14 protein-coding genes are annotated in these 13,965 nt (G+C 66.6%); 7 read left to right on the forward strand and 7 right to left on the reverse strand.

All coding sequences use genetic code 11. From position 1 onward, the window contains the following. Positions 1-43 precede the first annotated feature (43 nt). The 4 genes from HB634_RS04890 to HB634_RS04905 all read left to right on the forward strand — a co-directional run bounded on the left by HB634_RS04890 (position 44) and on the right by HB634_RS04905 (position 5,545). On the forward strand, positions 44-1,762 hold the full coding sequence (locus HB634_RS04890) for a hypothetical protein (protein ID WP_213947787.1): 1,719 nt from the start codon (positions 44-46) through the stop codon (positions 1,760-1,762). An 8-nt stretch (positions 1,763-1,770) separates the two neighbouring features. After that, positions 1,771-2,604 (forward strand): NAD-dependent epimerase/dehydratase family protein, encoded by an 834-nt coding sequence (locus HB634_RS04895; protein WP_213947788.1) that lies wholly within the window; start codon positions 1,771-1,773, stop codon positions 2,602-2,604. Between the two features lie 97 nt (positions 2,605-2,701). After that, positions 2,702-5,029: a penicillin-binding protein 1B gene (mrcB, locus tag HB634_RS04900; RefSeq protein WP_213947789.1), complete on the forward strand. Its 2,328-nt coding sequence runs from the start codon at positions 2,702-2,704 to the stop codon at positions 5,027-5,029. A gap of 3 nt (positions 5,030-5,032) precedes the next feature. Continuing rightward, the gene (locus HB634_RS04905; RefSeq protein WP_063572578.1) at positions 5,033-5,545 is read left to right on the forward strand and encodes a hypothetical protein; all 513 of its coding nucleotides are present in this window, start codon (positions 5,033-5,035) and stop codon (positions 5,543-5,545) included. Between the two features lie 157 nt (positions 5,546-5,702). Here the strand turns inward: HB634_RS04905 and hemE are convergent, their stop codons facing one another. The 4 genes from hemE to HB634_RS04925 all read right to left on the reverse strand — a co-directional run bounded on the left by hemE (position 5,703) and on the right by HB634_RS04925 (position 8,694). Continuing rightward, on the reverse strand, positions 5,703-6,776 hold the full coding sequence (hemE, locus tag HB634_RS04910; protein ID WP_213947790.1) for a uroporphyrinogen decarboxylase: 1,074 nt from the start codon (positions 6,774-6,776) through the stop codon (positions 5,703-5,705). Further along, a complete protein-coding gene (locus HB634_RS04915; RefSeq protein WP_063574064.1) occupies positions 6,766-7,029 on the reverse strand; it encodes a WGR domain-containing protein in 264 nt (87 codons plus the stop codon). The genes hemE and HB634_RS04915 overlap by 11 nt, the downstream gene beginning before the upstream one ends. 67 nt (positions 7,030-7,096) lie before the next feature. Beyond that, positions 7,097-8,164: a 3-dehydroquinate synthase gene (aroB, locus tag HB634_RS04920; protein WP_213947791.1), complete on the reverse strand. Its 1,068-nt coding sequence runs from the start codon at positions 8,162-8,164 to the stop codon at positions 7,097-7,099. After that, positions 8,164-8,694 carry a shikimate kinase gene (locus HB634_RS04925; RefSeq protein WP_213947792.1) on the reverse strand — a complete coding sequence of 177 codons (531 nt, stop codon included), beginning with the start codon at positions 8,692-8,694 and terminating at the stop codon, positions 8,164-8,166. Before HB634_RS04925 ends, aroB begins: the two co-directional genes overlap by 1 nt. Before the next feature lie 7 nt (positions 8,695-8,701). On the opposite strand from HB634_RS04925, the gene HB634_RS04930 reads away from it, so the two are divergent. Continuing rightward, positions 8,702-9,544, forward strand: a complete 843-nt coding sequence (locus tag HB634_RS04930) for an SDR family oxidoreductase (RefSeq protein ID WP_213947793.1) — start codon at positions 8,702-8,704, stop codon at positions 9,542-9,544. Positions 9,545-10,289: 745 nt separating this feature from the next. Here HB634_RS04930 and HB634_RS04935 read toward each other — a convergent pair. Continuing rightward, complete coding sequence (locus HB634_RS04935; protein ID WP_063573615.1) at positions 10,290-11,099, reverse strand: hypothetical protein; 810 nt, start codon at positions 11,097-11,099, stop codon at positions 10,290-10,292. A gap of 21 nt (positions 11,100-11,120) precedes the next feature. Here HB634_RS04935 and pdxH point away from each other — a divergent pair, with 21 nt between their 5' ends. Continuing rightward, positions 11,121-11,708 (forward strand): pyridoxamine 5'-phosphate oxidase, encoded by a 588-nt coding sequence (gene pdxH / locus HB634_RS04940; protein WP_213947794.1) that lies wholly within the window; start codon positions 11,121-11,123, stop codon positions 11,706-11,708. A gap of 13 nt (positions 11,709-11,721) precedes the next feature. Continuing rightward, positions 11,722-12,162, forward strand: a complete 441-nt coding sequence (locus tag HB634_RS04945; protein WP_213947795.1) for a secondary thiamine-phosphate synthase enzyme YjbQ — start codon at positions 11,722-11,724, stop codon at positions 12,160-12,162. Here the strand turns inward: HB634_RS04945 and HB634_RS04950 are convergent. Beyond that, positions 12,137-12,808, reverse strand: a complete 672-nt coding sequence (locus HB634_RS04950; RefSeq protein WP_213947796.1) for a MarC family protein — start codon at positions 12,806-12,808, stop codon at positions 12,137-12,139. The two genes, HB634_RS04945 and HB634_RS04950, sit on opposite strands and share 26 nt — an antisense overlap. Next, positions 12,805-13,785, reverse strand: a complete 981-nt coding sequence (locus HB634_RS04955; RefSeq protein ID WP_213947797.1) for a formylglycine-generating enzyme family protein — start codon at positions 13,783-13,785, stop codon at positions 12,805-12,807. The genes HB634_RS04950 and HB634_RS04955 overlap by 4 nt, the downstream gene beginning before the upstream one ends. Positions 13,786-13,965: the final 180 nt, after the last annotated feature.

Below are 13,965 nucleotides of genomic sequence, written 5' to 3' on the forward strand. Positions count from 1 at the left end.
CCCGATGTTAAGCTGCTGCGCTCCTAGGGAAGATGCCTGACCGATGAGCGGACGCCGAGACTCGAACGACCACGAACCCCGCGGACGAACCGAACCGACCCTCGGTCGGCTCGACGACCTGGACAAGCCGGCACCGCCGGTCGACGACGGCTTGCCTCATTTCGTCGTCGACGAGCCGCGTCGCCGTACGGGTGGCCCCACGCCGCCACCCCCACGGCGTGCGCGCAAACGCGGCTGGCTGATTCCCGTGCTGGTGCTGGTGCTGATTGGTGCGGCCACCGGCCTGTACCTGCAGCAGGACCGCTTGCGCAACCTCGTCCCCAGCACCGAATTGAACGATGTGCTTACCCAGGCGAACCAGGCGCTCGACGCCGGCAAGCTCGACGGCACGCAGGGCGACAGTGCGCGTGAGTTGTTCGAAAAGGCGCGCGACCAGCAACCGGACAGCGACCAGGCTCGCGACGGCCTGCGCCGGGTGGGGCAGGCGGAGATCGCCCGCGCCGACCAGGCACTTTCCGCCGGTCGGCTCGACGAAGCGGACGCCGCGCTCGGCGTGGCGAGGGAGTTGCTGGGTGGCGGTAACGATGTCGAGCAGCTCAGCGCTCGCCTGTCCCAGGCGCGCAATCCGCAGGGCCATACCGAGTCCCTGGTCGATCAGGCGCAGCAGGCGTTCGCCGCGGGCAAACTCGATGGCGACGACGGTGCGGGTGCCCTCTACCGCCGCGTCCTCGACGCGGACAAATCCAATGCCGTCGCCGCGCGGGGTCTGGACAAGGTCGGCGACGCGCTCGCAACGCAGGCGCGCCAGGCCATTGCGGACAACGACAGGCCGAAGGCCAACGCGCTGGTCGATCGCATCGCGATCCTCGTGCCGGGCTACGGCGATCTGCCGTCGTTGCGCGCGTCGCTGGCGGAAAACCGCAAGCAGGACGACCAGGCGATCACCGCCCTCATTCAGCAGGGTAACGACGCCATGCGCGCCGGCCGGTTCACCGGTGACGGCGATGACAACGCGCTCGCACGTTTCCGTGCCGTGCTCGCGACCGATCCCGACAACGCCGACGCCAAGGCCGGTCTTGGACAGGTCGCGCAGGCGCTGATCGTGCAGGCCAATGCCGCGCTCGACAGCGAAGACGATGCGCAGGCCTCGCGTCTGCTCGATCAGGCAGCCAAGCTCGCGCCGAAATCCGCTGAACTCGCCGCCGCACGCGCCCGCATCGGCGGCGGCGAGTCCAAGAGCGTCAAGCGCGGCACGTCTTCCGACGCGGTCGCCACGACAGGTAATGGCGATACCGCCGAGGCCTCGCTGGCGGTCAGTCCGGAGCAGAAGGCGAAGGTCGCCGCGCTGGTCGGTCGTGCCCAGGCCGCCGTGACGCGCGGCGACATCATGGACCCGCCCGGAGACAGCGCCTACGACCTGTATCGCAATGCGCTGGCGATCGATGGCAACGACCCGGCCGCTCGTGCCGGCTTGCAGGGCTTGCCCGGGCAGGTCGAGAAACTCATGCAGCAGGCCGTTGCCAACGGCAACGTCAAGCGTGCGGAGGACCTCTACGCCACCCTTTCGGATCTCGCACCCGGTGATGCGTCGCAAGGCGAAATGCGCCACCGCCTCGGCAGTGCGTGGATCGACAGCGCCCTCCAGCGTTCCTCGCAAGGCGACCGCCAGGGCGCCTTCCAGGCCCTCGATCGCGCACGCCATTACGCGCCGGACGATCCGCGCCTCCAGGGCGCCTACGAGCGCATCGCGACGGGGCGATGAGCGAACGCATGCAGATTCTCGTTATTGGCGCATCGAGTCAGATCGGCCACTTTCTCCTGCCTCGCCTTGCGGCTGCCGGCGAAGACGTACTCGCGATGAGCCGGACGTCCCGGGGCGATCACCCCGACTGGCTCGTCGGTCATCTTCCGGATGGCATGCCTTCGCTGCCGCCGTTAAAGGCGATTGTCTGCCTTGGTCCCGTGAACTGGATGGCGCACTGGTTGTCGCTCACGCGGCTGCCGGGTACGCCACATGTCCTGGCGACATCGTCCATGAGTGCGGAGACCAAACGCGATTCCGCGAACGCCGATGAGCGCGAGCTGTCGCGAACGCTGCGCGACGCCGAGACGCAACTCAGCACGACATGCGCCTCACGAGGCATGCCGTGGACGATTTTCCGGCCGACCCTCATCTATGGCGCCGGTCTGGACAAGAGCCTCACCCCCGTGGTCCAGGGTGCCCTCCGCCGCCACGTCTTTCCGCTGCCGGCAGGGCGCGGGCAACGTCAGCCGGTCCACGCCGACGACATCGCCGCCGCCATCGTGGCCGCCCTGGCGCTGCCGGCGGGCCGTAACCAGACGTTCTCGATCGGTGGCGGCGAACGGCTCAGTGCCGCCGAAATGTTCCGCCGGGCACGCCGTACGGCCGGGTCGGTGACCCTGCCGTTGCCGATTCCGCGGTTTATCCTGAACGTGGCTACCCTTGTTTCGCCGGCGATGCGCGGGCCCATTCACCGACTCGATAGCGACCTGATCGCCGACAATCGCCCCCTGGAAGCCGCTCTGGACATTCATCCGCGCGCCTTTTCGCCACGACCCGAGACCTGGCAGGTGGCGTCCTGACCGTCGGGGTCGTCGCTTCGCCAGCATTCGTTCAGATGAGCGCCGGGGCTGTGCCCCTATCATCCGGCTACGTCTCTTTCCCCAGGACCTCCCCGCGTTGGCTTTCCTGAATCGTCTTGGCTCCCTCCTGCGTGCCAGCTGGCCCTGGCTGCGCATTCCCTTCTGGCTCGTGATGGGCCTGGTGTTCGGTTTCCTCCTGCCGTACACGCTGATCCTCAATGCGCGCCTGCAGGATCGCTTCAACGACCTGGTGTTCGCGGTGCCGACGCGCGTCTATGCGCGGCCGCTCCCGCTGGAACCGGGGCGTGCGATGACGCCTGCGGCGCTGGAACTTGAGCTCACGTTTGCCGGCTACACCACCGAAGGCGGCGGCAAGGTCCAGGGCAGCTACTCGAAGAGCGGTTCACGCTTCCTCATCGCCTCGCGCGGCTATTCGGGTCCCGATGGCGGTGAGCTGCCGCACCGCATCCGGGTCACTCTCGCCAACGGCCAGGTGGGTCAGGTCGTCGACGATACGAACGACAAGCCGATCAAGAGCATCCACCTCGACCCCGCCCGCATCGCCACGCTGTATGGCGCGCAGCAGGAAGAGCGCCGCATCGTGCGCCTCGAGAATGTGCCGCCGCTGCTGGTGCAGGGCCTGCAGGCTGTGGAGGACCGCGACTTCAACCATCACATCGGCATCGACTTCTCCGCGATCGCGCGCGCGTCGCTGGCCAATCTCCGGGCCGGTCATGCGGTGCAGGGCGGCTCGACGCTGACCCAACAGCTGGTGCGCAACCTGTTCCTCGATCGCAGCCAGAACATGCTGCGCAAGGTGAACGAGGCCATCCTTTCGGTGTTGATGGAGGCGCATTACTCGAAGGGACGCATTCTCGAGGCCTACGTCAACGAGGTCTTCCTCGGGCAGCAGGGCAGCCAGGCCGTGCACGGCTTTGCCGCCGGCGGCGAGTTCTTCTTCGGCCGTCGCCTCGAAGACCTGCGTCCGCAGGAAATCGCCATGCTTGTCGGTCTGGTCAAAGGGCCGAGCTATTACGATCCCCGCCGTTACCCGGACCGCGCGCTATCGCGCCGCAACCTCGTGCTGCAGCAGTTCCACGACACCGGCCTGCTCGACGACGCCCAGCTGAAGGCGGCGCAGGCCACGCCACTGGGCATCGCCGAGAACGCGCAGCTTCCGCACAATCGCTTCCCGGCCTTCATGCAGCTGGTTCGTGCGCAGATCACCAACGACTTCGACGAAGCCGCCCTGCGTGACGGTAGCCTGAGCATCTTCACCACGCTCGACCCGGCCGCCCAGCTGTACACCGAGCAGGCCATCCTGACGACGGCCAAATCGCTCGGTAAGCGCGGTGCGGCCGCCCAGGCAGCGGCCGTGGTGACCGATACCACCACGGGCAGCGTGCTGGCCGTGGTCGGCTCGCGCGATCCGGGCGACCAGGGCTTCAATCGCGCGCTGGATGCCCGCCGCTCGATCGGCTCGCTGGTAAAACCGCTGGTGTATCTGGTGGCATGGGCGCAGCCGTCGAAGTGGTCGCTTGCCACGATCGTCGAGGACACGCCGATCAACATGACCCAGCCGGACGGCAAGCCCTGGACCCCGCAGAACGACGATCGCGAGATTCACGGCGAGGTGCCGATGCTCGACGCCCTGGTGCATTCGTGGAACCTGGCGACGGTCCACCTGGGCATGCAGGTCGGCGTGCCGCGGATCAAGGGTTTCCTCGAATCGTTCGGTCTCGAGGATGTCAATCCGAGTCCCTCGCTGCTGCTTGGTGCGATCGACCTTTCACCCTTCCAGGTGGCCCAGCTCTACGAATACATTGCTGCCGACGGCCATGCCTTGCCCTTGGTGGCAGTGAGCGGCGTGATGGACAACAAGGGCCAGGCGATCAAGCGCTACGAAGTGAAGGGTGGCGAAGGCGAGTACCAGCAGGCCACGCGCCTGACCACGTGGGCCATGCAGCAGGTGGTCACCAGTGGCACCGCCGCGGCCATCGGCAACTCCGCACTGGGCTCGCTCCACGCGGCGGGTAAAACGGGTACCAGCGACAGCCAGCGCGACAGCTGGTTCGCCGGCTTCACCGGCGAGCACCTGGCGGTGATCTGGATGGGCCGCGACGATAACAAGCCAACGGGGCTCTACGGCGCCACCGGCAGCATGCGCGTGTGGCAGGAGCTGTTCCGCAAGCTGCCGACCCGGCCGCTACCCACGACCTTGGCTGATGGCCTCGAAATGGCCTGGGTGAACCCGCAGACAGGCAAGCGCACCGACCCCTCCTGCCAGGGCGCCCGGCAGTTCCCGTTCGTGTCCGGTTACGTGCCGGATGCCGAGGAGGGCTGTTTCTGGCAGCAATTCAAGGGTATGTTCGGCGGCGGTGACGCCCAGCCGGCGCCGCCCGTTCCCAGTAATCCTACGGATTGACCCATGCATCGCCTTCGCTTTTGTGCCATCGCCGCCGTCGCGCTCGTCGCCGCCTGCAGCCAGCCCGCCCCGCCGCAGGCTACCCGTCCCAGCAAACCCGCCTACGACATCGTCGCCCAGATCCGCGCTGCGGGTGAGCGCGAGAAGTCGGCGATCGAAGTCGCTCCGTTACGCGATCCTGGCGTGCAGGGCCTGGAAAAGTCCGCCCAGGCGGATGAACAGGCCGGTCGCTACCCGGACGCGGATGCCAAGCTCGTGCAGGCCCTGAAGATGGCGCCCGAGGCGCCGGAACTGATCCAGGACCGCGCTGAAGTGGCTGTCCGCATGCAGGACTTCCCGCTCGCCGAGAAGCTGGCGAAGCAGTCGTTCGAGATGGGCCCGAAGTCGGGCAGCCTCTGCGCGCGCAACTGGCAGACCATTTACGAAATGCGCATGCAGGCGAATGACCAGAGCCAGGCGATGGCGGCTCGGGCTGAAGTGGGGAAATGTCATATTGCGGGGCCCAATCGGTTTTAAGGGATTGGCCTGACCGGGGGCCGCCATCGGCGGTTCGCGGCTGCGCCGCGCATGTCTTTATTCGCCGATGAATCGGCTCCTACCGAGCCGGAGCGATCCCCTGCTCGGGTAGGAGCCGATTCATCGGCGATCCGCGCGAAAGCGCGGCCAGCTAGCCTCAGCCGCCCCGAACGACTCGCCCGTGCTCATGCACGGTATCCACGAGCACCTTCACATTGTCCGGATCGACTTCCGGCGTGATCCCGTGACCGAGATTGAACACGTGGCCCGGGTGATTCCCGAAGGCGTCCAGCACCGCACGGGCTTCGCGCGCCACGACTTCCGGCGAGGCGCGTAGCACCGACGGGTCGAGGTTGCCCTGCAGGGCAACGCGGTCGCCAACGCGACGGCGGGCTTCGCCGATATCGATCGTCCAGTCCACGCCCAGGCCCGTGCAGCCGGTATCGGTGAGCGCTTCGAGCTGGCCGCTGGCGCCCTTGGAGAACAGGATCACCGGCAGCTCGCGGCTGACCGGATCGGTCTTCAGTGCATCCACCACCTGCGCCATGTAACGCAGGGAGAATTCCCTGAAGGGCGTCGGGCCGAGCAGACCGCCCCAGGTGTCGAAGATCATCAGTGCCTGGGCGCCGGCATGGGCCTGCGCGATCAGGTAGGCCGCGACGGCGCGTGCGACGGTATCGAGCAGGCGGTGGGCGAGGGCGGGCTCGTTCCAGGCCAGCGCCTTGACCCGCGCAAAATCCTTCGAGCCTTCGCCTTCCACCATGTAGCAGGCGAGTGTCCACGGGCTGCCGGAGAAGCCGATCAGCGGCACGCGGCCGCCCAGTTCCTTTCGGATCAGGCGGACGGCGTCCATCACGTAACGAAGCTCGCCATCCATGTCGGGCACGGCGAGTTTTTCGATCGAAGCGGCATCACGCAGCGGGCGCTCGAAGCGCGGGCCTTCGCCTTGCGCGAACGAGAGGCCGAGGCCCATCGCATCGGGAATCGTCAGGATGTCCGAGAACAGGATCGCCGCATCGAGATCGAAGCGCTCGAGTGGCTGCAAGGTGACCTCGCAGGCGTACTCGGGGTTCGTCGCCAGGCCCATGAAACTGCCTGCCTTCGAGCGGGTGGCGCGGTATTCCGGCAGGTAACGGCCGGCCTGGCGCATCACCCAGATCGGCGTGGTGTCGGTGGCTTCACGGCGAAGCGCGCGGAGAAAACGATCGTTGCGGAGCGTGTCAGCGGCCATGCGCTGACTCCTGGCCCTGGCTGAACATGACTTTGAACCCTTTTTTTATCTGTGCGTCGCGCGCCTTCTCGAAGGCGGCTTGCGCGGCATCGCGCTCGAGGTAGACCTCACGCTTCAGCGTCGTCTTGCCACCCTGGACGCCGCTCTCGCGGTACAGGGTCCAGCCACCGAGGAGATCCTGCTCCAACGTGATCTGGAAAAAGCGGGGCGCTTCCGTCACCGCTTCGGGCATGGTTTGCATGTAGATCCGCATCAAACGATCCGGGCTGGCGCAGGGCCGATCATTGTAGGTGGTCGCCCCGGGGTACGCACGATATGCGTCAATCCAGCACGGCGAGCACATCGGCGTCATGCACGCCGGAAACGATCTCCGCACGCCCGACACCGCGCCAGAGGATCAGGCGCAGCGTGCCTGCGGTGTTTTTCTTGTCCAGGCGCATCAGGTCGAGCAGGCGGCTGGCGGCGTGTTCGCGCGATGGCGCCGTAGGCAGGCCGAGGCCCTCCAGCAATCGGGTGAGTCGTTGCGTATCGGCGGCGGGCGCCATGCCGAGCTTCTCCGACAAGCGGGCCGCGAGCACCATCCCGATCGCCACGCCTTCGCCGTGAAGAATCTCGCTGTAATTGCCCGCGGTTTCCAGGGCATGGCCAAAGGTGTGGCCGAGGTTGAGCAGCGCGCGCTCGCCCTGTTCGGTTTCGTCACGGGCTACCACGCCGGCCTTGTAGCGGCACTTACGCGCGATGGCCTCGATCAGGATGGCGGGCTCGCGTCGGGCCAGCGCGTCGGCATGGGTTTCCAGCCATTCGAAGAAGGCCGGATCGCCGATGGCGGCGCCCTTGACGATTTCCGCCAGACCGGCGCGGTATTCGCGCTGGGGCAGGGTGGCCAGGACATCCACGTCGGCGACGACGGCGCGCGGCTGGTGGAAGGCCCCGGCGAGATTCTTGCCCGCGGGCAGGTTCACGCCCGTCTTGCCGCCGACCGATGAATCGACCATGGCAAGCAGGGTGGTGGGTACCTGGATGAAGTCGATACCACGCATCCAGCAGGCGGCGGCAAAACCGGCGAGATCGCCGACCACGCCGCCACCGAGGGCGATGACACAGGCGTCGCGTGTGGCGCCGAGTTCACCGAGCGCTTCGAGGACACGACCGACGTTGGCAAAGGTCTTGTGAGCCTCGCCGTCATCGATCAGGTAGGACGACCAGGTGAGGCCCTCGAGGCCTTTGGCCAGCGCGGAAAGATAGAGCGGCGCGACGGTGGTGTTGCTGACCACCAGCACGTGCCGACCCCGAATCCTCGCACGCCAGCGGGCGCTATCGGCAATGAGGCCAGGGCCGATCCAGACGCTGTAATCGCGTCCGGCGAGTGCGACATCGACGGTTTCCATCAGCTGCGTTTCCAGTGGCGGTCGAGCAGGGCGATTGCCCGCGGGGCGGCATCGTCGACTCCTTCGTGGCGGCCACGAAAGATCAGGTCGGCGATCTCCTCATAAAGGTGATTGCGGTCGTGCGCGAGGTTTTCCAGCCGGCCCCGGCGGTCGCTACCGGCAATCATCGGGCGGATGCGATCGTGCTGCAGACGGTCGAGCTGTTCGTCCACGTCGACGCCGAGCATGAGCACGGTACCCCGGCTCATCAGCGCCTCACGGTTGGCGGGATCGAGCACGGCGCCGGCGCCGGTGGCGAGCACGATGCCGTTGCGCAGACTAAACTCGTCCAGGTGCGCGCACTCGCGCGCCCGGAAACCCGCCTCGCCTTCGCTTTCGAAGATCGCGGGGATCGTCATGCCGCAGCGTGCCTCGATTTCAACGTCGAGGTCGACGAACGTCAGGCCATAGTGCGCCGCAAGGCGCTGTCCGATCGTGGTCTTGCCGGCCCCCGTGGGGCCGACCAGGAACAGGTTGGGCGAAGGATTCATCGCACCCATGCTAGCAATAAGCCATCCGCAGAAGAACGAGACCGTGCTGATCGCCGGCGCCGGCGACGTCGGCAGCCGCGTGGCCCGGCGCCTCGTGGCGCAGGGAAAACAGGTGTTTGCGCTGCGCCGTGGCCAGATGCCACCCGATCCGGCGATTCGCTGGCTGCGCGGCGACCTCACCCGTCCGGACACCTTGCGTGGCCTTCCGAAGGTCGACGCGGTGGTCTTCGCGCCGACGCCGGATGCACGCGATGAGGCGGCGTATCGCGCCGTGTTCCTCGATGGGCTCCGTCATCTGGTCGAAGCGCTACCGGCGCCGCCCCGTCGCACGCTCTTCGTCTCTTCGACAGCCGTCTACGGCGAGCACGCCGGCGACTGGGTCGACGAAACGACGCCGACGGATCCGCCAGGCTTCAACGGACGTGTTCTGGTCGAGGCCGAGCAGTGGCTGGCATCGCGTGATCTGGGCGGCATGTCATTGCGGCTCGCCGGGCTTTACGGCCCCGGCCGCACGCAGTTGTTCGACCGGCTCCGCGAAGGCAAGGTTTCCGTGCCGCGCGGTCGCAGCGTCTTCGCCAATCGGATTCACGTGGACGACGCGGCTGCGGCGATGGCGCATCTCCTGTCACTGGATGCGCCCGAGTCGCTGTACGTCGGCGTCGACGATACGCCGCTGCCTGTCGATGAACTCTATGACTACCTCGCCGGCCTGCTCGGTGCGGCACCTCCCCCCGAGGGGCCATCCGCCCCAGGTGTCGGCAACAAGCGCATGTCGAATGCGCGCCTTCGCGCGGCGGGATTCCAGTGTCGCTGGCCGGATGCGCGGATGGGGTATGCCGCGCTTATTTGATGTTGGGCATTTGAAAGGATCGCCGCTACGCGGCGCATGTCTTAGCGGCGTTGCCGCCTCACGCTCGTGCTGTCGTTGGAGTCGCGGTCGGGTTGGCCCTTGGGGCCGCGGCGCGGCTCTTCGAGACGGGCCGTAGGTGGCGCAATCGCTTGCACGGAAACTGGGCGGCCCTCAGCTTAGGCGGCCCCAAGGGCCAACCCGACCGCGACACCGGACGTTGAGGTTGCGCGCGGCAAATGCGCAACGCCGCTTCGTCGCCGTGCGTCGCACGACTGCCTCAACGCGCCAACACGCCTTCGTAGGAGCCGCTTCAGCGGCGAACCCTCGGGCTATCGGGTTTGCGAACGAGGCCTTGTGGTGATCGGGCGAGCGGTTGAACGCCCGCACGATGCGATGCAATGCCTCATTCGCGAGGATGAGCGCTGAGGGTTCGCCGATGAATCGGCTCCTACAAAAAGCGGCGCTGCGAGTCGCTGGCGGGGCGCTCGGCTACACGCAACTTCGGCGTTCGGTGCCGCGAGGGGCAAGGCCCTTGGGGACGCCTAAGCTGAGGGCCGCTCAGTCCACAGGGAATGCGAAAGAGGCGCTACGGCCCGTCTCGAAGAGCCGCGCCGCGGCCCCAAGGGCCTTGCCCCTCGCGGCTCCCGCATATCCCCCAGCGTGATAGGCCTGTGGCATCACCGCTCCGTTGGTTTTCGCCGATGAATCGGCTCCTACAGGACAGAGCACGAGCTCGCGCAGCGAGCTATCCGATTCGATGGCGCTCACGATCGAGCGCGACAACCATGTCGGCCTTTGCCGGCAGCGTAGCGAGTGCATGTCGGCTGAGTCGCTCGTAATGCTGGAGGAAGCGCGTCATCTCTTCCTCGTCCATCGCGCGGGGTTCGCCGCGGGCGCGTAGCGACCATTCGGCTTCGTCGCGCCAGCGGGCCACGATGTCCCACGAGGGGGCGTGCAACAGGACGAGGGCATCGAGGCGGCGCCATACGGTGAGGTAGTCGGCGAGCTTCGTGTTCACCCACCGACGCCAGACGCCGTCGGGATCCTCCCCGGCCTCCAGCGCATTGATCGACGGGACCAGATCGGCATCCGCCTGCGGCTCGAGGCCAAGGCACCAGCCTTCGAGGATGACCAGCATCGGGGGCTGCGGGACCTCGGGCCATAGCGACAGCGCATAGCGGTCGTCCTGGCCCTTGTCGAAACGCGGGATCGAAACGGGTCGCTCGGGAGCGGCTTTCTCCAGGGCGTTGAGTGTCGAAGCGAGCAGGGTGAGGTCGTGGGTTCCGGGAACGCCGCGCGTGCGCAGTAGCGGATGGACCTGACGTCCCAACGTCTCGCGCTCGGCGCGGGTCAGGTAGACATCGTCCAGTGAAAGGCTCACGGCCGACCAGCCCCGCTCCCGTGCGGCTTCGATCAGCGAGGCCGCGAGCGTGCTCTTGCCGCTGCCCTGCAGGCCGGAAATGCCGAGGATGAACGGCGACGAGGCGTGCGCGATCGACGCGGCGAAACGCCCCAGGACCCGCTCGGCGAGCGTGATAGCATCGGCTGATTCCATACCGGCAAGCATAGCCTACCCATGCTGACTCCCGAGATCCTCGACACTTTCCGTGGCCTGCTGAACGAAGCGAAGGCCAGCGGCGATCGTGAACCCACCGCCATGAACCTCGCCACGGTGGACGCTACCGGCCGCGTGCATTCACGCATCGTGCTGCTGAAGCAGATCGATGAGAACGGCCTGGGCTTCTTCACCAACTACGAGAGTGCGAAGGCCGGTGAGATGGCCGCGCACGACCAGGTGGCGGTGTGCTTCCACTGGAAGCAGATCCGCGAAGGCATCCAGGTGCGCTTCGAAGGGCGCGTGAGCAAGGCCAGTGCCGCCGAATCGGACGCCTATTTCGTTCGCCGCCAGCGTGGCAGCCAGATCGGTGCCTGGGCGTCGAAGCAGAGTCAGGAACTGCCGGACAGGCAGACCTTTGAAGACCGTGTGGCACATTTCGAGAAAGAGTTCGAAGGCCGCGACGTGCCGCGTCCTCCACATTGGGGCGGCTATCTTCTCAAGCCGGACCGCGTCGAGTTCTGGTACGGCGCCGAGTTTCGCCTGCACGAGCGTATCGTGCACGCGGAACACGGTACAAGCTGGACGAGCCGCCTGCTTTATCCCTGATCCGGAGTTTGCGATGAGCCGCGCCCAGCCCGTACAGCACATCGCGCAGACCACGTTCACCGTGCACACGCGAGGGCGGTCGCTCATCGAGATCACCGACCGGATCGCCGACGCCGTCTCGGCCAGCGGTGTCACGACCGGCATTGCGCACGTGTTCGTCCAGCACACCAGTGCCTCGCTGCTCATCGGCGAGAATGCCGATCCGACGGTGGTGGCCGACCTTGAGCGTTTCTTCGCGCGACTGGTGCCTGATGGCGATCCGCTATTTCGCCATCAGGACGAAGGCCCCGACGATATGCCCGCGCACGTGCGTGCCGTGCTTACCGGTGTGTCGCTTTCCGTACCGGTGCACGGTGGACGCCCCTTGCTGGGTACCTGGCAGGGTGTGTTCCTCTACGACCATCGTCACGAAGCCCACCAGCGCAAGATCACGGTGACGATATCGGGCCACTGAGCGCGGGTGCCGAGGCCAGCATCTGGTAACCGAGGATCATCATCTGCACGGACAGGCCGACCGTGAGCGAGCCGATCACCGTGCCGAACAGCTTGAATGGCAATGGCCCGATCCCGCGGACGATCGGCCCCGAGAAGAGCATCGCCAGCAGATGCAAAACCATCACCAGCACCAGCATGGCGACGATACCCAACGTGCGCTCGGTGCTATGGCTGGACGCGAGCAGGATGATGAGTCCAGCCAGTCCATAGGGTGTCACGATCATCGGCACGGAGAGTTCGAACGCGCTGGGCGCATGCGGTTGCGTCGGTGCCGTCCCCTCCGGTACCGGGTGGGGCACCGGGCTGGGCGTGTATTGCTCGAGCACCGTACGCAGCGACACCAGGAGGAAGATCAAGCCTCCGGCCAGAAGCATCGCCGGCACGGATATCTGCCAGCTGTGCTGCAGTGCGAGGCCCAAAAAACCGCCGATCAGGGCCGCGACGGTCGCGAGTATGGCCGTCTTGAATGCAAGGCTCCGGCGTGTCGCGGCATCGAAGGCCTGCATGCGCACGTAGTAGGCAAGTGGCGTTTTCAGCGGCGGCCCCATGACCACGAACAGCAGGGTGAATACTTGCGACAGGCTCAGTAGCTGCGTGACGTTCACGATGACGCCTCCGGGGCGATGTCGGCAACGCAACGAAAGCCGATGTGGCTGGTCGATGTATCGATCGGGTGCGGGTAACGTGCTGCCGGCCGGTAGCGCTGGCAGTAGTTCACGGCGCACAGGTGAGAGCCACCTTTAAGTACCCGTCGCGGGATGGCAGGACCCGCCGCGCGTGGGTCATGGCTGTGCTCCATGCTGCCGCCACGGGGATTGGCCGGTACACAGCATGCCTTCTGCACCTCGGCAGCGTGGCTGGCTCGATACCAGTCGGACGTCCATTCCCACGTGTTGCCGATCACGTCCACGAGACCGTAGCCGTTTGCGGGATACGACCCCACCGGCGAGGTGCGCTCGTAACCATCCTGCGCGGTGTTCTCGTAGGGAAAACGGCCTTGCCAGTAGTTGGCCATGAAGTGGCCCGCCGGTTCGAGGAAATCACCCCAGGCGTACTCCGTGTGGTCGAGTCCGCCACGCGCGGCGAATTCCCATTCGGCTTCGGTGGGAAGGCGTTTGCCTGCCCACGTCGCATACGCTTCGGCATCGGAGGCAGTCACGTGCACCACCGGGTGATCGTCCAGGCCATCGAGATCGCTGCCCGGGCCGGTCGGGTGCCGCCAGTCGGCGCCAAGAACGAAACGCCACCAGCGATCGATCTGCATCGGTACCGGACCGGGCGGTTGCACGAAAACCAGAGAGCCCGGATGGAGCATGTCGGGAAGGGCGCCCGGATAGTCCTCAGCGCGGGGAGGGATCTCCGCGAACGTCACGTAACCCGTGGCCTCCACGAAGTGCGCGAACTGCGCGTTGGTCACCGGCGCCCGGTCGATCCGGAAGGGATCCACACGCACGCGGTGCACGGGTTGCTCCTCGGGATAGAAGCGCTCGGACCCCATGCGGAACATGCCGCCTTCCAGCCGGATCATGTCGTCGTGCTCCCGCGTGGCGGGGAAAGCGTGCACGGGATTGGCGAGGGCCATGAGCACTCCCTGGAGGTTGCCTCGGCAAAGAACCCACTCGCCACGCCGACGGCAGACCACCGGGGGTGGTGGTGGCCATGTTCCGTGTTCCGCCGGGCGTGGCAAGCGGGAAAAGGATGTCGGCGTCCATGCTCGCGCGTCGATCACCGCCATGCGACCGAGGAACTACGGTTTCCGCTC

The organism is Luteibacter sp. dw_328, from assembly GCF_018449605.1.
In the GTDB taxonomy this organism is placed as follows: Bacteria; Pseudomonadota; Gammaproteobacteria; order Xanthomonadales; family Rhodanobacteraceae; genus Luteibacter.

Coding starts and splice junctions, on each gene's coding strand:
- HB634_RS04890 (WP_213947787.1), top strand. CDS start 44: ATGAGCGGACGCCGAGACTCGAACGACCACGAACCCCGCGGACGAACC.
- HB634_RS04895 (WP_213947788.1), top strand. CDS start 1,771: ATGCAGATTCTCGTTATTGGCGCATCGAGTCAGATCGGCCACTTTCTC.
- HB634_RS04905 (WP_063572578.1), top strand. CDS start 5,033: ATGCATCGCCTTCGCTTTTGTGCCATCGCCGCCGTCGCGCTCGTCGCC.
- hemE (WP_213947790.1), bottom strand. CDS start 6,776: ATGGCCGCTGACACGCTCCGCAACGATCGTTTTCTCCGCGCGCTTCGC.
- HB634_RS04915 (WP_063574064.1), bottom strand. CDS start 7,029: ATGCGGATCTACATGCAAACCATGCCCGAAGCGGTGACGGAAGCGCCC.
- aroB (WP_213947791.1), bottom strand. CDS start 8,164: ATGGAAACCGTCGATGTCGCACTCGCCGGACGCGATTACAGCGTCTGG.
- HB634_RS04925 (WP_213947792.1), bottom strand. CDS start 8,694: ATGAATCCTTCGCCCAACCTGTTCCTGGTCGGCCCCACGGGGGCCGGC.
- HB634_RS04930 (WP_213947793.1), top strand. CDS start 8,702: ATGCTAGCAATAAGCCATCCGCAGAAGAACGAGACCGTGCTGATCGCC.
- HB634_RS04935 (WP_063573615.1), bottom strand. CDS start 11,099: ATGGAATCAGCCGATGCTATCACGCTCGCCGAGCGGGTCCTGGGGCGT.
- pdxH (WP_213947794.1), top strand. CDS start 11,121: ATGCTGACTCCCGAGATCCTCGACACTTTCCGTGGCCTGCTGAACGAA.
- HB634_RS04945 (WP_213947795.1), top strand. CDS start 11,722: ATGAGCCGCGCCCAGCCCGTACAGCACATCGCGCAGACCACGTTCACC.
- HB634_RS04955 (WP_213947797.1), bottom strand. CDS start 13,785: ATGGCCCTCGCCAATCCCGTGCACGCTTTCCCCGCCACGCGGGAGCAC.